This is a genomic window from Streptococcus sp. KR, from assembly GCF_002238115.1.
In the GTDB taxonomy this organism is placed as follows: Bacteria; Bacillota; Bacilli; order Lactobacillales; family Streptococcaceae; genus Streptococcus.
This window is the reverse complement of sequence record NZ_NGVM01000020.1, coordinates 1-18,253: the sequence shown is the minus strand read 5'-3', so window position 1 is coordinate 18,253 and position 18,253 is coordinate 1. Positions and strand designations below refer to the sequence as shown.

At 42.5% G+C, this 18,253-nt stretch carries 16 protein-coding genes; 14 read left to right on the top strand and 2 right to left on the bottom strand.

Annotated elements, in window-relative coordinates; genetic code table 11:
* Positions 1-57 precede the first annotated feature (57 nt).
* The 6 genes from CBI42_RS13280 (at position 58) to purB (ending at position 4,325) form a co-directional block, all read left to right on the top strand.
* Entirely contained in the window at positions 58-174 is a 117-nt protein-coding gene (locus CBI42_RS13280; protein ID WP_080975930.1) for a phosphoribosylaminoimidazole carboxylase, read from the top strand.
* Positions 175-205: 31 nt separating this feature from the next.
* Positions 206-697, top strand: a complete 492-nt coding sequence (gene purE, locus CBI42_RS08945) for a 5-(carboxyamino)imidazole ribonucleotide mutase (RefSeq protein WP_094753818.1) — start codon at positions 206-208, stop codon at positions 695-697.
* Positions 684-1,775, top strand: a complete 1,092-nt coding sequence (gene purK / locus CBI42_RS08940; RefSeq protein WP_094753817.1) for a 5-(carboxyamino)imidazole ribonucleotide synthase — start codon at positions 684-686, stop codon at positions 1,773-1,775. The genes purE and purK overlap by 14 nt, the downstream gene beginning before the upstream one ends.
* Positions 1,776-2,726 carry a ketopantoate reductase family protein gene (locus tag CBI42_RS08935; protein ID WP_094753816.1) on the top strand — a complete coding sequence of 317 codons (951 nt, stop codon included), beginning with the start codon at positions 1,776-1,778 and terminating at the stop codon, positions 2,724-2,726.
* Between the two features lie 9 nt (positions 2,727-2,735).
* On the top strand, positions 2,736-2,963 hold the full coding sequence (locus CBI42_RS08930; RefSeq protein ID WP_094753815.1) for a phosphoribosylaminoimidazole carboxylase: 228 nt from the start codon (positions 2,736-2,738) through the stop codon (positions 2,961-2,963).
* Between the two features lie 63 nt (positions 2,964-3,026).
* Positions 3,027-4,325 (top strand): adenylosuccinate lyase, encoded by a 1,299-nt coding sequence (gene purB, locus CBI42_RS08925; RefSeq protein WP_094753814.1) that lies wholly within the window; start codon positions 3,027-3,029, stop codon positions 4,323-4,325.
* A gap of 54 nt (positions 4,326-4,379) precedes the next feature.
* Here the strand turns inward: purB and strH are convergent, their stop codons facing one another.
* Positions 4,380-8,579: an LPXTG-anchored beta-N-acetylhexosaminidase StrH gene (gene strH, locus CBI42_RS08920; RefSeq protein ID WP_094753813.1), complete on the bottom strand. Its 4,200-nt coding sequence runs from the start codon at positions 8,577-8,579 to the stop codon at positions 4,380-4,382.
* 317 nt (positions 8,580-8,896) lie between these two features.
* Positions 8,897-9,613, bottom strand: a complete 717-nt coding sequence (locus tag CBI42_RS08915; protein ID WP_049509958.1) for a GntR family transcriptional regulator — start codon at positions 9,611-9,613, stop codon at positions 8,897-8,899.
* 318 nt (positions 9,614-9,931) lie between these two features.
* On the opposite strand from CBI42_RS08915, the gene CBI42_RS08910 reads away from it, so the two are divergent.
* From CBI42_RS08910 to CBI42_RS08875, 8 genes are all read left to right on the top strand, one after another.
* Complete coding sequence (locus tag CBI42_RS08910; RefSeq protein ID WP_094753812.1) at positions 9,932-11,719, top strand: glycoside hydrolase family 35 protein; 1,788 nt, start codon at positions 9,932-9,934, stop codon at positions 11,717-11,719.
* Positions 11,716-12,192, top strand: coding sequence for a PTS sugar transporter subunit IIB (locus CBI42_RS08905; RefSeq protein WP_000156970.1), 477 nt, complete (start codon positions 11,716-11,718; stop codon positions 12,190-12,192). The genes CBI42_RS08910 and CBI42_RS08905 overlap by 4 nt, the downstream gene beginning before the upstream one ends.
* A 26-nt stretch (positions 12,193-12,218) precedes the next feature.
* Positions 12,219-13,124 (top strand): PTS mannose/fructose/sorbose/N-acetylgalactosamine transporter subunit IIC, encoded by a 906-nt coding sequence (locus CBI42_RS08900; RefSeq protein ID WP_070479625.1) that lies wholly within the window; start codon positions 12,219-12,221, stop codon positions 13,122-13,124.
* Positions 13,111-13,932 carry a PTS system mannose/fructose/sorbose family transporter subunit IID gene (locus CBI42_RS08895; protein ID WP_070479623.1) on the top strand — a complete coding sequence of 274 codons (822 nt, stop codon included), beginning with the start codon at positions 13,111-13,113 and terminating at the stop codon, positions 13,930-13,932. Before CBI42_RS08900 ends, CBI42_RS08895 begins: the two co-directional genes overlap by 14 nt.
* A 3-nt stretch (positions 13,933-13,935) precedes the next feature.
* Positions 13,936-14,340: a PTS sugar transporter subunit IIA gene (locus CBI42_RS08890; protein WP_094753811.1), complete on the top strand. Its 405-nt coding sequence runs from the start codon at positions 13,936-13,938 to the stop codon at positions 14,338-14,340.
* Positions 14,341-14,550: 210 nt separating this feature from the next.
* The gene (locus CBI42_RS08885) at positions 14,551-15,717 is read left to right on the top strand and encodes an SIS domain-containing protein (RefSeq protein WP_094753810.1); all 1,167 of its coding nucleotides are present in this window, start codon (positions 14,551-14,553) and stop codon (positions 15,715-15,717) included.
* A gap of 115 nt (positions 15,718-15,832) precedes the next feature.
* On the top strand, positions 15,833-16,870 hold the full coding sequence (locus tag CBI42_RS08880; protein ID WP_094753809.1) for an aldose epimerase family protein: 1,038 nt from the start codon (positions 15,833-15,835) through the stop codon (positions 16,868-16,870).
* A gap of 181 nt (positions 16,871-17,051) precedes the next feature.
* On the top strand, positions 17,052-18,253 hold a 1,202-nt coding region (locus tag CBI42_RS08875; RefSeq protein ID WP_142294094.1), incomplete at its 3' end, for a YSIRK-type signal peptide-containing protein.

Sequence of the window (18,253 nt, the reverse complement as noted above, 5' to 3'; positions counted from 1 at the left end):
ATAATGGTCGTTTAATTGCGAGCGTTAGCGAGCTAATACAGAACAATCACCGCCGTTGTGAAAGAACGATTGCATGACAATCCAATCGTCCAGGGAAATTGGAAGACCTTGGGCTTCCGATTTAGGCATGAGACACCTTCGGTGGCTGCTACCGTTCCTCACAACCTAAGGTGATTGAAAAAAGAAAGGAAAGAAAAGGAAAATTATGACCAAACCAATTATTTCCATTATCATGGGCTCCAAATCCGACTGGGCAACCATGCAAAAAACAGCCGAAGTTCTCGATCGCTTCGGTGTAGCCTACGAAAAGAAGGTTGTATCTGCCCACCGCACACCTGACCTCATGTTCAAACATGCCGAGGAGGCCCGTAGCCGTGGTATCAAGGTCATTATTGCAGGTGCTGGTGGTGCAGCCCATTTGCCAGGTATGGTAGCTGCTAAAACAACCCTTCCTGTCATTGGTGTACCAGTCAAATCACGTGCCCTTAGTGGGGTGGACTCGCTTTACTCGATTGTACAGATGCCGGGCGGTGTGCCTGTTGCGACAATGGCTATCGGTGAAGCAGGTGCGACAAATGCGGCTCTATTTGCCATCCGTCTCTTGTCAGTAGAGGATCAGGCTATCACGACAGCTTTGGCAGATTTCACAGAAGAACAAGGAAAAATCGCAGAGGAGTCTACAAATGAGCTCATCTAAAACAATCGGAATTATCGGTGGCGGCCAGCTGGGTCAAATGATGGCCATTTCTGCTATCTACATGGGCCACAAGGTTATCGCGCTGGACCCAGCAGCTGATTGCCCAGCCTCTCGTGTGGCGGAAATCATCGTGGCTCCTTATAATGATGTGGACGCCCTTCGTCAGTTGGCGGACCGTTGCGATGTTCTCACTTATGAATTTGAAAATGTTGATGCAGATGGCCTTGACGCTGTTGTCAAAGAAGGACAGCTTCCACAAGGGACTGACCTGCTACGCATTTCTCAAAACCGTATCTTTGAAAAGGACTTTCTTTCAAATAAGGCTCAAGTCACTGTGGCACCCTACAAGGTAGTGACTTCAAGCCAAGACTTAGCAGATATCGACCTCTCTAAAAACTATGTCCTCAAGACTGCAACTGGTGGCTACGATGGCCATGGTCAGAAGGTTATTCGCTCAGAAGAAGATTTGGAGGAAGCCTATACGCTAGCTGATTCAGCAGACTGTGTCTTAGAAGGATTTGTCAACTTTGACCTTGAAATTTCCGTCATCGTGTCAGGAAATGGCAAGGATGTGACAGTCTTCCCAGTTCAGGAAAATATCCACCGAAACAATATCCTATCTAAGACCATTGTGCCTGCTCGCATTTCTGAAAGTCTAGCAGACAAAGCCAAGACCATGGCAGTGCGAATCGCTGAACAATTGACCCTTTCTGGAACTCTTTGCGTGGAAATGTTTGCGACTGCTGATGACATCATTGTCAATGAAATTGCACCACGTCCACACAACTCAGGCCACTACTCGATTGAAGCCTGCGACTTTTCTCAGTTTGACACTCATATCTTGGGCGTTCTCGGAGCACCATTACCAGAGATCAAACTACATGCACCAGCAGTCATGCTCAATGTTCTCGGCCAGCATGTCGAGGCTGCTGAAAAATATGTGACAGAAAATCCAAGCGCCCACCTCCACTTATATGGTAAAATAGAAGCGAAGCACAACCGCAAGATGGGACACGTGACTTTGTTTAGTGATGAACCGGATGAGGTAGAGGAATTTGGGAAAGGGATTGATTTTTAAGTGAAAATAGCGATTCTAGGACTCGGAGTGATCGGGACCACTTATGCCTACGCCTTTCAAAAAGCAGGCCATCAAGTGGAACACGTACTGAGAGATAGTAAGAAAAACAATGCACCGAAGGAGTTGTCAGTTGATCTGCTAGATGGTCGCTATCATTCCAAAGGTGAGAATAAGCATGATATCTATGAGGTTCATGTGGCGGAAGCTCATTCGGAATATGATTTTATTTTTCTCAGTGTGCGTCATGGACTTGTCAAAGAAGCTGTGGAAACCTTGCGAAAAAACAATATCAAAGGCACCCTTGTTTTCTTTTGTAATTTCTGGGATAATCGAAAAGAGGTCCAAGAGTGGGCAGGGGATTACGACTATATTTTGGCCTTTCCGACAGCGGGTGGTCATATGCAGGAGAACCATTTGGATGGTGTCTTGTTCGACCATTTAATGCTAGAAGGTGAGCAAAAAGCACACATTTCTAACTATGCTGATCTGACGGCTTTACTAGTTTCTGCAGATTTGAAGTGGGAAGTGCCTCATGATATGGTCGAGTGGATTTGGATTCACATGGCGATTAATGCAGGTGTCACTTCGACAGCTGCTCGCTCAGGAAATTTGGAAAATCCAGAAGAACTGGCTTTGAACTTGATGAATAGTTCATCGGAATTATCATTGGCCATCAAGGCCATTCGAGAAGCTTTGAAAGTCGTAGAAGCGCGTGGCGTGAATTTGAAGCTTTACAAAGCAGAACTATTGCCATACAAAATTCCCGCTTGGATAGCCGGCAGGGCCATGAAAGTCATGTTTGCGAAAAATGAGCTGACTCGAAAAATTATGACTTTGCACAATGATAAACAGGACATCTTTTATTGTTGTCAAAGTGTTTATCAGACCGGTCAGGTGTTAGGTGTGAAGATGCCTATTCTGGAAGCAAATATGAAGGGCATTTCGATTTAGGAGTTTTTTATGATACAACTCATCGTCAACGCATTTGTTGAAAAAGAGAAGACTGGAGCAGTTGTCGAAGTCTTGTTTGCTAGTGCTGACCAAGATAAGGTACAAGAGAAATATGAAGAGCTAGTTGCACAATATCCTGAAAACTATTTAGCTATCTATGATCTACCGCTGGATACGGATTTGAATACACTAGATCATTACCCGTCTGTATTTATTGGGAAAGAGGAGTTTGAGTAGAAATCTTGTTTTACCTAGATAACTTATTCCCAACAGCTTAAGAAGAAAGGAAAAATTAACAACATGATCAACCGTTACTCTCGCCCTGAGATGGCGAACATTTGGAGTGAAGAAAATAAATACCGTGCTTGGCTTGAGGTGGAAATCTTGGCTGACGAGGCATGGGCTGAGTTGGGGGAAATCCCTAAGGAAGATGTGGCTCTGATTCGCGAGAAAGCGGACTTTGACATCGACCGTATTTTGGAGATTGAGCAGGAGACTCGTCACGATGTGGTGGCTTTCACACGTGCGGTTTCTGAGACGCTTGGTGAAGAGCGCAAGTGGGTCCATTACGGCTTGACATCAACTGACGTGGTGGATACTGCCTATGGTTACCTCTACAAGCAGGCCAACGACATCATTCGTCGTGACCTTGAAAACTTCACCAACATCATCGCTGACAAGGCTAAGGAGCACAAGTTCACCATCATGATGGGTCGTACCCACGGTGTGCACGCTGAGCCTACAACCTTTGGTCTTAAATTGGCGACTTGGTACAGCGAAATGAAGCGCAACATCGAGCGTTTCGAGCATGCGGCTGCTGGTGTTGAATCTGGTAAGATTTCTGGTGCGGTTGGGAACTTTGCCAACATCCCACCATTCGTAGAGCAATACGTCTGCGACAAATTGGGTATCCGTGCTCAAGAAATCTCTACACAGGTGCTTCCTCGTGATCTTCACGCTGAGTACTTTGCGGTTCTTGCCAGCATCGCGACTTCTATCGAGCGTATGGCGACTGAGATTCGTGGTTTGCAAAAATCAGAACAACGCGAAGTGGAAGAATTCTTTGCTAAGGGGCAAAAAGGATCTTCAGCAATGCCTCACAAACGCAATCCTATCGGTTCTGAAAATATGACTGGTCTTGCGCGTGTTATCCGTGGTCACATGGTGACAGCCTATGAGAACGTGGCTCTCTGGCACGAACGTGATATCTCTCACTCATCAGCTGAGCGCATCATCACACCAGATACGACCATTTTGATTGACTACATGCTCAACCGTTTTGGAAATATCGTCAAAAACTTGACAGTCTTCCCAGAAAACATGATCCGCAACATGAACTCGACATTTGGTTTGATTTTCAGCCAACGCGCTATGTTGACCTTGATTGAAAAAGGCATGACCCGTGAGCAAGCCTATGACTTGGTGCAACCAAAAACAGCTTACTCTTGGGACAACCAAGTAGATTTCAAACCACTTCTTGAAGCAGATCCAGAAGTGACATCACGCCTCACACAAGAAGAAATCGATGAAATCTTCAACCCTCTTTATTACACTAAACGAGTGGATGATATCTTTGAACGTCTTGGACTGGGTGATTAATTAAAAAATAAACAGCGAGCTTCAATCTCGCTGTTTATTTTTTATCGAAAAGACTTAGTCTTCTTTTCTTTTAGTGAGTCCATAGGCTGCTAGTGAGGCCATGAGTCCTGCGACTACTAGTCCTGCAGAATCGTGACTTCCTGTTTTAGGAAGTTTTTTCTCTGTTGCCACAGGAGCTGGACCTTGAGGAAGAGCTTTGTTTTCCTCAGCAGGAGCAGTTGCTGGAGCTGGTTGGCTTGGGATTTCTAGTTTTGGTTTTTCTTCAGCAATAGCGGCTTGTCCGTTTTCATCGCCTACATGTGTTACCATAGTTCCGACTTCGACTACTTGTGTAACAGCTTCCTTCGCTACGACACTATTTACAAGTGTTTTCACTTCCTTGCCATCGGCAGAAGTGCTCACAGAGTAGAAGTTTGTACGGCGCCCGTTGACACCTTTAGTAAGGACTTGCGTTTTTCCTTTGAGCAAGAGTGGATTTTCACGAGTCACTGTGGTAAATGGAATTTCTTCTTCTTGGATATCCAGTCTAGGTTTTGTTTCTGCAACTGGAGCAAGATCATGTTCATCACCTACATGTGTTACCATAGTTCCGACTTCAACAATTTGAGTAACTGCTTCTTTGGTTACAAGACTATCTACAAGTGTTTTGACTTCCTTGCCATCAACAGTGCTCACAGAGTAGAAGTTGCTACGATGTCCATTGACGCCCTTAGTAATGACTTGTGTTTTTCCTTTGAGTAAGAGTGGATTTTCACGAGTCACTGTGGTAAATGGAATTTCTTCCTCTTGAATATCTAGTCTAGGTTTTACCTCAGTAGTTGGTGCAAGACCACTTTCATCACCCTTGTGAGTTACAGGAGCGCCGACTTCAACCACTTGGTTTACAACTTCTTTGGTTACCTGGCTATCAAGGACTGTTTCTGTTGTTTTTCCATTTTCAGTGAGTACAGAGATGTAATGAGTTCGTTCACCTTTGACTCCTGCTGTAATAATATTTTCCTGACCAGCTGGGAGGTTAGGATTTTCTTTCTTGATAACTTCAAATGGAATTTCTTCAGTTCTTGTGATGAGTTCTGGACTGGTTTCAACATTGGCAGCCACTTCATTTTCATCCAGGCTTCCTGAATGAGTTGCAGCTGGTTTGAGGCCTTGAAGAGCAGCTTTGAGCTTACCTACTAGTGCGTCTAGTTCAGCTTGTTTGCTGCGGTTGAGGTTAAGGTTCAGTCCATCTTTTGCTGCCTTGAGTGCAGCTAGGCTTTCTGTGCTATATCCTTCTAAGTTTTCAGGAATTTTAGCTAATTCTTCGCGGAGAGCATTATAATTAGCACGGAAGTAGTCTTTGTTGTGATCTGCAAAGGCAGTCATAAGTTCAAAGATTTCTTCCTCCTTGTACTCAGCGCTTGGTCTATCTGCCCAGATAGCCAGCATACTTCCGACTGTTGGAAGGTCTACTTCAGGATATTTGGTAGAAGCTAGTTGATTGAATGGTGTTTTTCCAGTATTCTCAATAGCTTTTTTGAGGAAACCACCACCATCTTCTGGTTTTTGACCGAGAATGTAGTACCAGTCACCGTTGGTATTCAAGAACTTATAGCCCTTGCTTGCTAGGTATTGAGGTGATGCCAGGTTATAGCCCCACCAGCCTTTAGACCAGTAAGAAATCAATACATCTTTGTCAAACTGAACATCGTCCTTGTCTTCATAGTAGAAGCCATCGTTGAAGGCCATTGGTTGAAGCCCTCTTTCCTTAGCCATAGCTGCGAGGGTGTTGGCATATTCGGCAAACTTGCCATAGAGTTGATACCATTTGAGGTAGTACCAGCCTTGGGCGTTAGTAGCATCGTTGGCGTATTCGTCAGTACCAAAGTTGAAAATCTTTGTTTTTCCTGCAAAGAAGTCCATGTATTTACCGATGAGGGCTTTTACAAAGTTCATCGCTTCTTCGTTTCTCAAGTCCATAGTTGTTTTGGAGACTTTGTCAAAGTGGGCTTGAGGATTTTTAATACCCAATTTTTCCATGGCAACTAGCATAGCATCCATGTGACCTGGGCTGTTGATAGCTGGGATGAGACCGATGCCCTTAGATTTAGCGTATTCAATTAGTTCTGTCACTTCTGCCTGTGTCAGTGCAGTACCGTTTGGATCGTCGTAGTAAGCTTTTGTTCCTTGGATGATGGCATTTTTGACATCATCACTTGAATAGGTTTTTCCGTTGGCAGTAATGGTCATATCATCGAGTAGGAAGCGAAGTCCGTCATTTCCTAGAAGGAGATGAACATCAGAATATCCGAGCTCACTGGCCTTATCTACGATGCGTTTGAGCTGGTCCAGAGTAAAGTATTTGCGTCCAGCATCGATTGAAATCACCTTGTTTTTGGCAAGTTTTTCAACCTCACGTTTAGCATCTTCTTCTTTTTGAGCTTCTGGTGTGAATGTCAAATTGCTGACTGCTTCTTGAAGTTTTGCGATTGCTTGGTCAATCGTGTCTTGTTGGGCACGACTGAGGTTGCTATCAAGTGAACGGATGGCTTTTGCTGCTTCATTAACTGCTGCAACACTTTCTGCAGTATAACGGTTAAGGTCTTTTGGTACCTCGTTAAGTGCTTGTTCTGCAGACTCATAATCAGCTGCGAAGTATTCAGCATTAGAATTTGCGAATTGACGCATGAGTTTGAAGAGGCGTGACGGTGAATAACGTGCAGATGGAGTGTCGGCCCAAGCAGCTACCATACCACCGATGAATGGAATAGTTGCTCCGTCGGATTTTGGTACAGAAGTGATTGGTGTGTTTTTAATACCATTGAGCCCCTGATCGAGATTGTACCAACCTTGGCCATCAGCGTTTCGTCCAAGAACATAGTACCAAGCATCGTTAGTGTTTAGGATTTGGTGACCTTTTTCTACTAGAAGTTTAGAAGAAGCGACGTCGTAACCTCCCCAACCACCAGTCCACATTGAAACGATGATATCTTTGTCAAAAGTTCCGAAGCTAGTATCACTATTGTAGTAAATACCATCATTGAAGGCCATTGGTTTGAGGCCGTGCGATTTTACAATATGAGCTAGGTCATTGGCGTAGGCAATAAATTTTTCATATCCTTTTACAGGATAGCCTTCGTTTGGATAGTATTTATCAGCTTGAAGAACGCTCCAACCTTTAGCGTTTGTTGCATCATTGGCATATTCATCAAGTCCGATGTTGAAGATTTCAGTCTTTTTCGCGAAATAAGCAGCATACTTGTCAATAAGGGCTTTTGTAAAAGCGACCGCTTGTTCGTTGTCAAGATCGACAGTACGGGCTGATTCCTTCCCAAAATAGTTAAAGTTAGGGTTTTGGATTCCCAATTCTTTCATGGCATTGAGAATCGCATCCATGTGACCAGGACTATTTACTGTCGGAATGAGACCGATGCCTTTATCTTTGGCATAGTTAATCAGATCTGTCATTTGACTTTCTGTTAAGTGATTGCCGTTTGGATCGTTGTAATAATCATTTGTACCTTTTTCAATGGCACGCTTGACATCATCACTGGCATAGGTCTTGCCGTTAGCTGTGATGCTCATATCGTCCAACATGAAGCGGAGTCCATCATTTCCGACTAATAGGTGTAAATCAGTGTAGCCATAATGTTTCGCTTTGTCAATGATTTCCTTGAGTTGTTCTGGTGAGAAATATTTACGTCCAGCATCAATAGAAACAATTTTCTTTTTCGCTAGTTTTTCATTTACAGTTGCAGCACGTTCCTTTCCTGCCTCTGTTGCCGGTTTGTCAGCCTCTGCTTTCGCTTCATCTTTTTCAGCTGGTTTATCCTTGTCAGTCTTGTCTGTATTTGACTCTTTAGAATCAGCCTCTTTCTTAGGGCTAGTTTCTTCTGCCTTTTTATTAGCAGTTTCTTTTTCAGCAGAAGTTGGCGTTACCACTTCTGCTTTATCACTAGGAGTTGAACTAACTTCCTCTTGTGGTTTTTCTTCTGTTTTTGGACGACTAGCTACCTTATCAGTAGCTGGAATTTCTGTTTCTACAGTTTTTGGAGCTTCTGGTTGAAGCTCTGCTTTAGGTGTTTCCTCAGTCCGATTTTCGGATGATTGAGGGGAATCAGAAACCGTATGGATGGTCGGTTGGTTTTCTGTAGTAGTAGGAGTAACTCCATCGGCTGTAACAGTCTGTGCTTGGAAGGCGAATCCAATTAGAACAGAAGCTGCTCCTACAGCGTATTTACGAATAGAAAAACGCTGTTGTTTTTCATGTTTCATTGCAAAACCTCCTGATTGCATTGTTATATTGATAGCGTTTACATAAATCAACACCTTTATTTTATTTCTTATATTAACGAGAGTCAAGAGGAGATGACAAAAAACTATAATAAGTATAAAAAAATATAAAATTTAAACTTAAGATTTCAGATTGGTCGGAAAAGATACATATATATATCTAGTAGAATCTTTTTGGTTCTATTTCTATAAAATATTCCACAAATTATAGAATCTTCCAAAAATAGGTAAGCGCTACCTTTTTGATGTGGTATAATAAGTATAGAAAAAGCCCAAGCGTTTAGGCTCAGGCTTTCTTCTTAGTGATCACGGTCACATGAAATGAATTTGATTTTGTAGTAATCCGCTCGTTTGTATGTTTCGCTGAATGCGAGAACTTGACCAGTAGACTCTAGTTTAGTAGTCTTGGTTTGTAAAACGGTTGGGAATTGTTCATCGACTCCGAGGATCGAAGCCGCATGTTCTGGAGTTGGAAATGCTATTTCATTGATTTCTTCAAAATGTTCATCATTCATGTGAATGTGGTAATCCAATTTGAAACGGTTATAGATAGAGCTATAATATTCAAGATTTGGATAATTTGCGTTGATGTATTGTTCTGGGATGTAAGATGTATGGTAGATGTAGACAACACCACCTGTTTCGCGTACGCGTTCAATCTTGTAGTAGAACTGATCTCCGCGTAGTCCGAGTTTTTCTAAGTAGCTTAGTTTGTTTCCACGCTCAATAGAAAGGACGGTAACTTTATCATCTTTAGTTTCAAAAACTTCTACATCTGAAAACTCTACGAGTTTGTGTTTGCGTGCGCGTGAAACGAATGTACCCTTTCCTTGTTGACGGACAATATAGCCATCCTTGGCAAGGTCGTTTAAAGCGCGAACAACTGTGATAGAACTAACATCATACATTGCAATCAATTCAGCTTCAGTGTAGAATTTATCTCCACTGGCAAATTGACCAGAAATGATTTTGTTCTTTAATTCATCTTTAATATATTGATACTTTGGAATTGCCATATTTTCACCTCGATTTTCCTTCTCCGTTAAAGATTTTACCATAAAACTGGAAAGAATAGTAGCCTTTTGAATAAAAAAATTAGAATAATAGGCTATAAGGTTAATTTACATAGGAATAAATAGAAAAATCTACATTTTTATACATGGTACTAAAATGTTGTTATGACTATAAATTACAAGATTTTTATAAGTTTTTTGTGTAAAATTTAGTGAAAAATGAAAAAAATTGTGAAAACCTATTGACAAATGTAAGATATTGAGATATATTTACTATATCAACAAATGAAAGCGTAAACTTTATTGTCAGAAGGTAAGAATATGACACGATTTGAGATACGGGATGATTTTTATCTCGATGGAAAATCATTTAAGATTTTATCTGGCGCCATTCATTATTTTAGGGTTCCTCCAGAAGATTGGTATCATTCGCTCTATAACTTGAAGGCTCTTGGTTTTAATACAGTAGAGACTTATGTGGCCTGGAATTTACACGAGCCTCGTGAGGGTGAGTTTCACTTTGAAGGAGCTCTGGATTTGGAGCGATTTCTTCAGACAGCACAAGATTTGGGTCTCTACGCTATCGTTCGTCCGTCACCCTTCATCTGTGCGGAGTGGGAATTCGGTGGCTTACCAGCCTGGCTCTTAACAAAGAATATGAGACTTCGTTCCTCAGATCCTGCTTATATTGAAGCTGTCGGTCGCTACTATGACCAGCTCTTGTCACGATTGGTGCCACATTTGTTGGACAAGGGTGGCAATATCATCATGATGCAGGTTGAAAATGAGTATGGTTCTTATGGAGAAGATAAGGCTTATCTGAGAGCAATTCGACAGTTGATGGAAGAGCGTTGCGTAACCTGTCCTCTCTTTACATCAGATGGTCCATGGAGAGCTACTCTGAAAGCTGGAACCTTAATCGAAGATGACCTCTTTGTGACAGGGAACTTTGGTTCTAAGGCACCTTATAACTTTTCACAGATGCAGGAATTCTTTGATGAGCATGGCAAGAAATGGCCGCTCATGTGTATGGAGTTCTGGGACGGCTGGTTCAATCGTTGGAAAGAACCGATTATCACACGGGATCCAAAAGAGTTGGCAGATGCAGTTCGAGAAGTTTTGGAACAAGGCTCTATCAATCTTTACATGTTCCACGGTGGTACAAACTTTGGCTTCATGAATGGTTGCTCAGCTCGAGGGACTTTGGACCTGCCACAAGTTACATCTTATGATTACGATGCCCTTCTAGATGAGGAAGGAAATCCAACTGCCAAATATCTGGCAGTCAAGAAGATGATGGCAACACATTTTCCAGAGTATCCGCAGTTGGAGCCACTCTACAAAGAGAGTATGGAGTTGGATGCTATTCCACTAGTTGAAAAAGTTTCCTTGTTTGAAACCTTGGATAGCTTGTCAAGTCCAGTAGAAAGCCTCTATCCTAAAAAGATGGAGGAGTTGGGACAAAGCTATGGCTATCTACTTTATCGAACAGAAACAAACTGGGATGCAGAAGAAGAAAGACTTCGTATCATTGACGGTCGAGATAGGGCTCAGCTTTATGTCGATGGTCAGTGGGTTGAAACCCAATATCAGACAGAGATTGGGGAAGATATTTTTTATCAAGGTGAAAAGAAAGCGCTATCTAGGCTAGATATCTTGGTAGAAAATATGGGGCGTGTCAACTATGGACATAAGTTCTTAGCGGATACGCAACGTAAGGGAATTCGGACAGGGGTTTGTAAGGATTTGCACTTCTTACTAAACTGGAAACACTATCCACTCCCACTAGACAATCCTGAGAAAATTGATTTTTCAAAAGGATGGACAGAAGGACAACCAGCCTTTTACGCTTATGACTTTACAGTCCAAGAGCCAAAGGATACTTACCTAGACTTGTCTGAGTTTGGTAAGGGAGTTGCCTTTGTTAATGGGCAGAACCTAGGACGTTTTTGGAACGTCGGCCCGACTCTCTCACTTTATATCCCTCATAGTTATCTCAAGGAAGGTGATAACCGCATCATCATCTTTGAAACAGAAGGTGAGTATAAAGAAGAGATTTATTTAACTCGTAAACCTACACTAAAACACATAAAGGGGGAAAACTTATGACAATTGTAGGATGCCGTATCGATGGACGTTTGATCCACGGACAAGTAGCCAATCTTTGGGCTGGAAAACTAAATGTTTCACGTATTATGGTTGTGGATGACGAAGTTGTCAACAACGACGTTGAAAAGAGTGGTTTGAAACTAGCGACACCACCAGGTGTAAAATTGAGTATTTTGCCAATTGAAAAAGCGGCAGCCAATATTCTTGCTGGAAAATACGATAGCCAACGTCTCTTTATCGTGGCTCGTAAACCAGACCGCTTCCTTGGTTTGGTAGAAGCAGGTGTACCACTTGAAACCCTTAATGTTGGGAATATGTCTCAAACACCAGAAACTCGCGCCATCACACGTTCTATCAACGTAGTGGACAAGGATGTGGAAGACTTCCACAAACTGGCAGAAAAAGGTGTCAAACTTACTGCTCAAATGGTTCCAAATGATCCAATTTCAGACTTTTTGAGCTTATTAAAATAGGAAAAAATTTTTAGGAGGTCATTGTTATGATACAATGGTGGCAAATTTTACTTCTCACTTTGTACTCAGCTTATCAAATCTGTGATGAGTTGACAATCGTTTCATCTGCAGGTTCCCCTGTATTTGCTGGTTTCATTACCGGTTTGATTATGGGAGATGTGACTACTGGTCTACTTATCGGTGGTAACTTGCAATTGTTCGTTCTTGGGGTTGGTACCTTCGGTGGTGCTTCTCGTATCGACGCAACTTCTGGTGCGGTTCTTGCGACAGCTTTCTCTGTTTCACAAGGTATCGATACCGCACTTGCGATTACAACAATCGCTGTGCCAGTAGCAGCTCTCTTGACTTACTTCGACGTTCTTGGACGTATGACAACTACTTTCTTCGCTCACCGTGTGGATGCTGCGATCGAACGCTTTGACTATAAAGGTATTGAACGCAACTACTTGCTTGGTGCGATTCCTTGGGCTTTATCTCGTGCCCTTCCAGTCTTCTTTGCTCTTGCCTTTGGTGGTGCCTTTGTTCAAGGAGTAGTAGACTTGGTTAAACAATACCAATGGGTTGCAGATGGCTTGACACTTGCAGGACGTATGCTTCCAGGTCTTGGATTTGCGATCTTGCTTCGTTACCTTCCAGTTAAACGTAACCTTCACTACCTTGCTATGGGATTTGGTTTGACAGCTATGTTGACTGTACTTTACTCAAACGTAACAAGTCTTGGTGGCGCTGTTGCTGGTATCGTAGGTACTCTACCTAAAGATGTGGCTGAAAAAATTGCTTTTGTCAACAACTTTAAAGGTTTGTCTATGATTGGTATCTCTATCGTGGGTATCTTCCTTGCAGTGCTTCACTTCAAAAATAGCCAAAAAGTAGCTGTAGCAGCACCTTCTACACCATCAGAAAGTGGGGAAATCGAAGATGACGAATTCTAATTACAAACTTACAAAAGAAGATTTTAATCAAATCAACAAACGTAGCTTGTTTACTTTCCAATTAGGTTGGAACTACGAACGTATGCAAGCTTCTGGTTACCTTTACATGATCTTGCCTCAATTGCGTAAAATGTATGGGGATGGAACTCCTGAATTGAAAGAAATGATGAAAGTTCATACTCAATTCTTCAATACTTCACCATTCTTCCACACAATTATCGCTGGTTTTGACCTTGCCATGGAAGAAAAAGATGGTGTAGGTTCAAAAGATGCCGTTAACGGTATCAAGACAGGTTTGATGGGACCATTCGCTCCTCTTGGAGATACGATCTTTGGTTCACTTGTACCTGCTATCATGGGATCTATCGCAGCAACTATGGCTATCGCTGGCCAACCATGGGGAATCTTCCTTTGGATTGCAGTTGCATTTGTTTATGATATCTTCCGTTGGAAACAGTTAGAATTTGCCTACAAAGAAGGGGTTAACCTTATCAACAACATGCAAAGTACTTTGACAGCTTTGATTGACGCTGCATCTGTACTTGGTGTCTTCATGATGGGTGCTCTTGTAGCAACAATGATCAACTTTGAAGTTTCTTATAAATTGCCAATCGGTGAAAAGATGATTGACTTCCAAGATATCTTGAACTCAATCTTCCCACGCTTGCTTCCAGCAATCTTTACTGCCTTTATCTTCTGGTTGCTTGGTAAGAAAGGTATGAACTCTACAAAAGCAATTGGTATCATCATTGCTCTTGCATTAGGTCTTTCATTCATCGGTAAATTCTTACTTGGAATGGGCGCATAATCTATGGCTAAATCATTAATTTTGGTGAGCCATGGTCGTTTCTGTGAAGAACTTAAAGGTAGCACAGAAATGATTATGGGTCCACAAGACAATATTTATACAGTGGCTCTTCTTCCAGAAGATGGACCAGAAGACTTTACTGTAAAATTTGAAGCTGCTATTGAAGGATTGGATGATTTCCTAGTCTTTGCGGATCTTCTTGGTGGAACACCATGTAACGTGGTGAGTCGCTTGATCATGGAAGGTCATGATATTGACCTTTACGCAGGGATGAATCTTCCAATGGTGATTGAATTTATCAATGCGAGCCTTACAGGCGCAGATGCGGACTATAAGAGCCGTGCTGCAGAAAGCATTGTGAAAGTTAATGACCTGTTAGCGGGCTTCGATGATGACGAAGATGAATAAGATGTGACAACGTGAAAATCACAGGGAAAATAGGCGATAGGAGGATGGAGCGATGCTCCGACGATAATCGGTCTTTTTCCCAAAGATTTTAGTTGGAACTCGATTCAATAGGATGTGATATCGTGAAAATCGTTAGAGCATTTTATATAGAATATACATGGGAATGGGGCTTACTCCCATTCCCATATTTAATAGAAAAAGAGGGAATCAATGCTACATTATACAAAAGAAGACTTGCTCGAATTGGGTGCAGAAATCACTACACGTGAAATCTATCAACAGCCTGATGTATGGAAAGAAGCTTTTGAATCTTATCAAGCAAAACGTGAAGAAATTGCAGCCTTTTTACAAGGGATTGCTGATAAGCATGACTATATCAAGGTTATCTTGACAGGTGCTGGGACTTCTGCTTATGTGGGAGATACCTTGGTACCTTACTTTAAGGAAGTCTATGACGAACGCAAATGGAATTTCAATGCCATTGCGACAACAGATATCGTAGCCAATCCAGAAACTTATTTGAAAAAAGATGTGGCGACTGTCCTTGTATCTTTTGCTCGTAGTGGGAACTCGCCTGAAAGTGTGGCGACTGTTGATTTGGCCAAAGCCTTGGTGGATGAGCTTTATCAAGTGACGATTACTTGTGCAGCGGACGGTAAATTAGCTCTTCAAGCTCATGGAGATGACCGCAATCTCTTGCTCTTGCAGCCAGCTGCTTCCAACGATGCTGGATTTGCCATGACTTCTAGCTTTACGTCTATGATGTTGACAGCTCTCTTGGTCTTTGATCCTACAGAATTTGCTGTGAAATCTGAACGTTTTGAAGTTGTTTCTAGTCTTGCCCGTAAAGTTCTAGACAATGCAGAAGATGTCAAAGAGCTTGTTGACCTAGACTTTAACCGAGTCATCTATCTAGGCGCCGGTCCTTTCTTTGGACTTGCTCATGAAGCTCAGCTCAAGATTTTGGAACTAACAGCTGGTCAAGTGGCGACCATGTATGAAAGCCCAGTCGGCTTCCGTCACGGTCCAAAATCTCTTATTAACGAAGATACAGTTGTCTTGGTCTTTGGTACAACGAAAGACTACACTCGCAAGTACGACTTGGACTTGGTTCGTGAAGTTGCTGGTGATCACATTGCTCGTCGTGTCGTGCTTTTGAGTGATCAAGCCTTTGGTCTTGAAAATGTCAAAGAAGTGGCCCTTGGTTGTGGCGGTGTCTTGAATGATATTTACCGTGTCTTCCCTCACATCGTTTATGCCCAACTCTTTGCCCTATTGACTTCACTCAAGGTAGAAAATAAACCAGACACACCATCACCTACTGGTACAGTAAACCGTGTGGTACAAGGTGTTATCATCCACGAATACCAAAAGTAATACAGTATTTATGAATTCTTGACAAGAGGATTTGTAAATTATCAGATAAACCATAGATTGTCAGTAGGCTTTCTATGGTTTGTTTGCTTGAGAGAAATAGTAAAAGGAGAACAGAATGAAAGCATACACAGAGCGTGTATTTGGAAATGTTGAGGGACAAGATGTCTTAGCCTATCGTTTTGAGACGGACGGTGGTTACCAGCTTGAGGTCATGACTTATGGTGCGACCATCTTGCGCTATGTCACACCTGACAAGGCTGGAAATTTTGCCAATGTTATCTTGGGTTTTGATGATTTTGATAGCTATGTAGGCAATAGCCCCAAACATGGAGCTAGCGTAGGTCCTGTAGCAGGACGTATTGCAGGTGCGACTTTTGAGCTTAATGGTAAGACTTATGATCTTGAAGTCAACAATGCAAGCAATTGCAATCACAGTGGTTCAACAGGTTGGGATGCAAGTTTGTTTGAACTAATTGAAGTGAGCGACCATGGCTTGACCCTCTACACAGAACGTACAGATGGAACAGGAGGATTTCCTGGCAATCTCAAAATCTGGATCAGTTACCACTTGGAAGAAACTGGAGCCTATGAAATCAGCTATAAAGTAACAACCGATCAGGATACGCTGGTCAATCCAACCAACCACAGCTATTTCAACTTGTCTGGTGATTTCACACAGACAATTGACCGCCATGTCTTCCAACTAAACACAGAGGGAATTTATCCAATTGCGCCCGATGGTGTTCCTGCCAAAACTCCAGATGCCAATCGTGATGTAGTGAAACACATTTATAATGGTGTCTTGTTGAAGGATATCTTTGCAGAAGAAGACGAACAAATCCAGCTAGTATCTGGTTTGGATCACCCATTTGCCCTTCCTGCAGGTCATGACAATGCTGGTTTCCTTTATGACCAAAATTCAGGTCGCTTCCTGCTTTTCAAGACAGAAGCTCCTTGCTTTGTAGTCTACACAGCAAACTTTGTGGATGAAAGTGTCATCATAGGAGGTCAGCCAATGGTACAGCACAATGGGATTGCCCTTGAAGCGCAGGCTTTACCAGATGCCATTCACAGCGACCTCAAAGACCAAGTTATTCTCAAAGCAGGTCAAACCTTTACAAGCAAGACACGCTATGAGCTTGTTGTGAAATAAAAATTTAGAAATATGATAGGTATTCCAGAAGTTAGGTATCTAATTTTAGGAATGCCTTTTATTATTCCCTTATTTGCATATCTATCCCTAGAATCTTTTAAAAAGTTGATGTATAATGGGAAGAGTTGTATATTTCACTATAAATTAATATACTAATTTAAAAATGTAAAAAGAGGGGAATATGAATTTCAAAACTAGTGGAGAAAAAAGACAGAATTTCTCATTGAGAAAATTGGCAGTTGGCCTTGTATCTGTAGCAGTTGCGTGTTTCTTTTTGATGGGAACTGGCCTACAGACTGTATCTGCCCAAGAATCTCATGCCGTTAATTATACTTATGTTTTAGAGTCGGATTTGACTGATGAAGAGAAGACTCTCTTAGTTACATCCCTACCACAAGTAGCGGAAGAATCTGATGCGACTTACTATCTGGTTTATCGAGCCAATCAAGTATTGCCCAATACGGGGACCAGCTCTTCATTAGGGACTGTTGCCTTGGTGGCAGGCCTTAGTTTATTGATTGTAGTAGTTCTTAAGGGACGTGATGGCAAGAGCAAGATTAGTCGATTCTTGTTAGTAAGCGCTCTAGGCAGTCAGTTGCTGTCTCCAACTGCCCTTGCCTTGACTAGCGAAACACTAGCTGCTTATAACACCCAACTATCGGTTCAGGCAGGAGATGCCTTGCCAGCCCCGGTTGATATTCCTGGTTATACATACATAGGATATGTGAAAAATAAAGTAGACGTTGTTAAGCAATCAGATAAACAGAAGGCGCATGACAGCAAGTCTAACTTAGAAAATGTAGGTAGCTCAACGATAGAGGAACAACAAGGAGGAACACCTTCTCCTATAGAGTCTCAACTACAAAAAAACAATGAAACTGTAGTGCAAGCAAAGGGGAGCCAAGAGCCGGGTCATGAGGGCGATGCCCTAGTTCAACCCGTTCAACCGACTTATACAGAACCCGTTAGCACCCAAGGAACACAAGAGTCAGGTCATGAAGGCGAGGCTCTAGTTCAACCAGTGCAACCTGCCTACACAGCCCCAATCAGTACTCAAGGTACACAAGAGTCAGGTCATGAAGGCGAATCCCTAATCCAAGCAGAGCAGCCGTCTTATACAGCCCCAATTAGCACTAAAGGCACGCAAGAGCCAGGTCATGAGGGCGATGCCCTAGTTCAACCAACGCAACCAGCGTACACAGCCCCAATTAGTACCCAAGGTACGCAAGAGTCAGGTCATGAGGGTGAGGCCCTGGTTCAACCAGCACAACCGTCTTATACAGCCCCAATTAGCACCCAAGGCACACAAGAGTCGGGTCATGAGGGCGATGCCCTAGTTCAACCCGTTCAACCGACTTATACAGAACCCGTTAGCACCCAAGG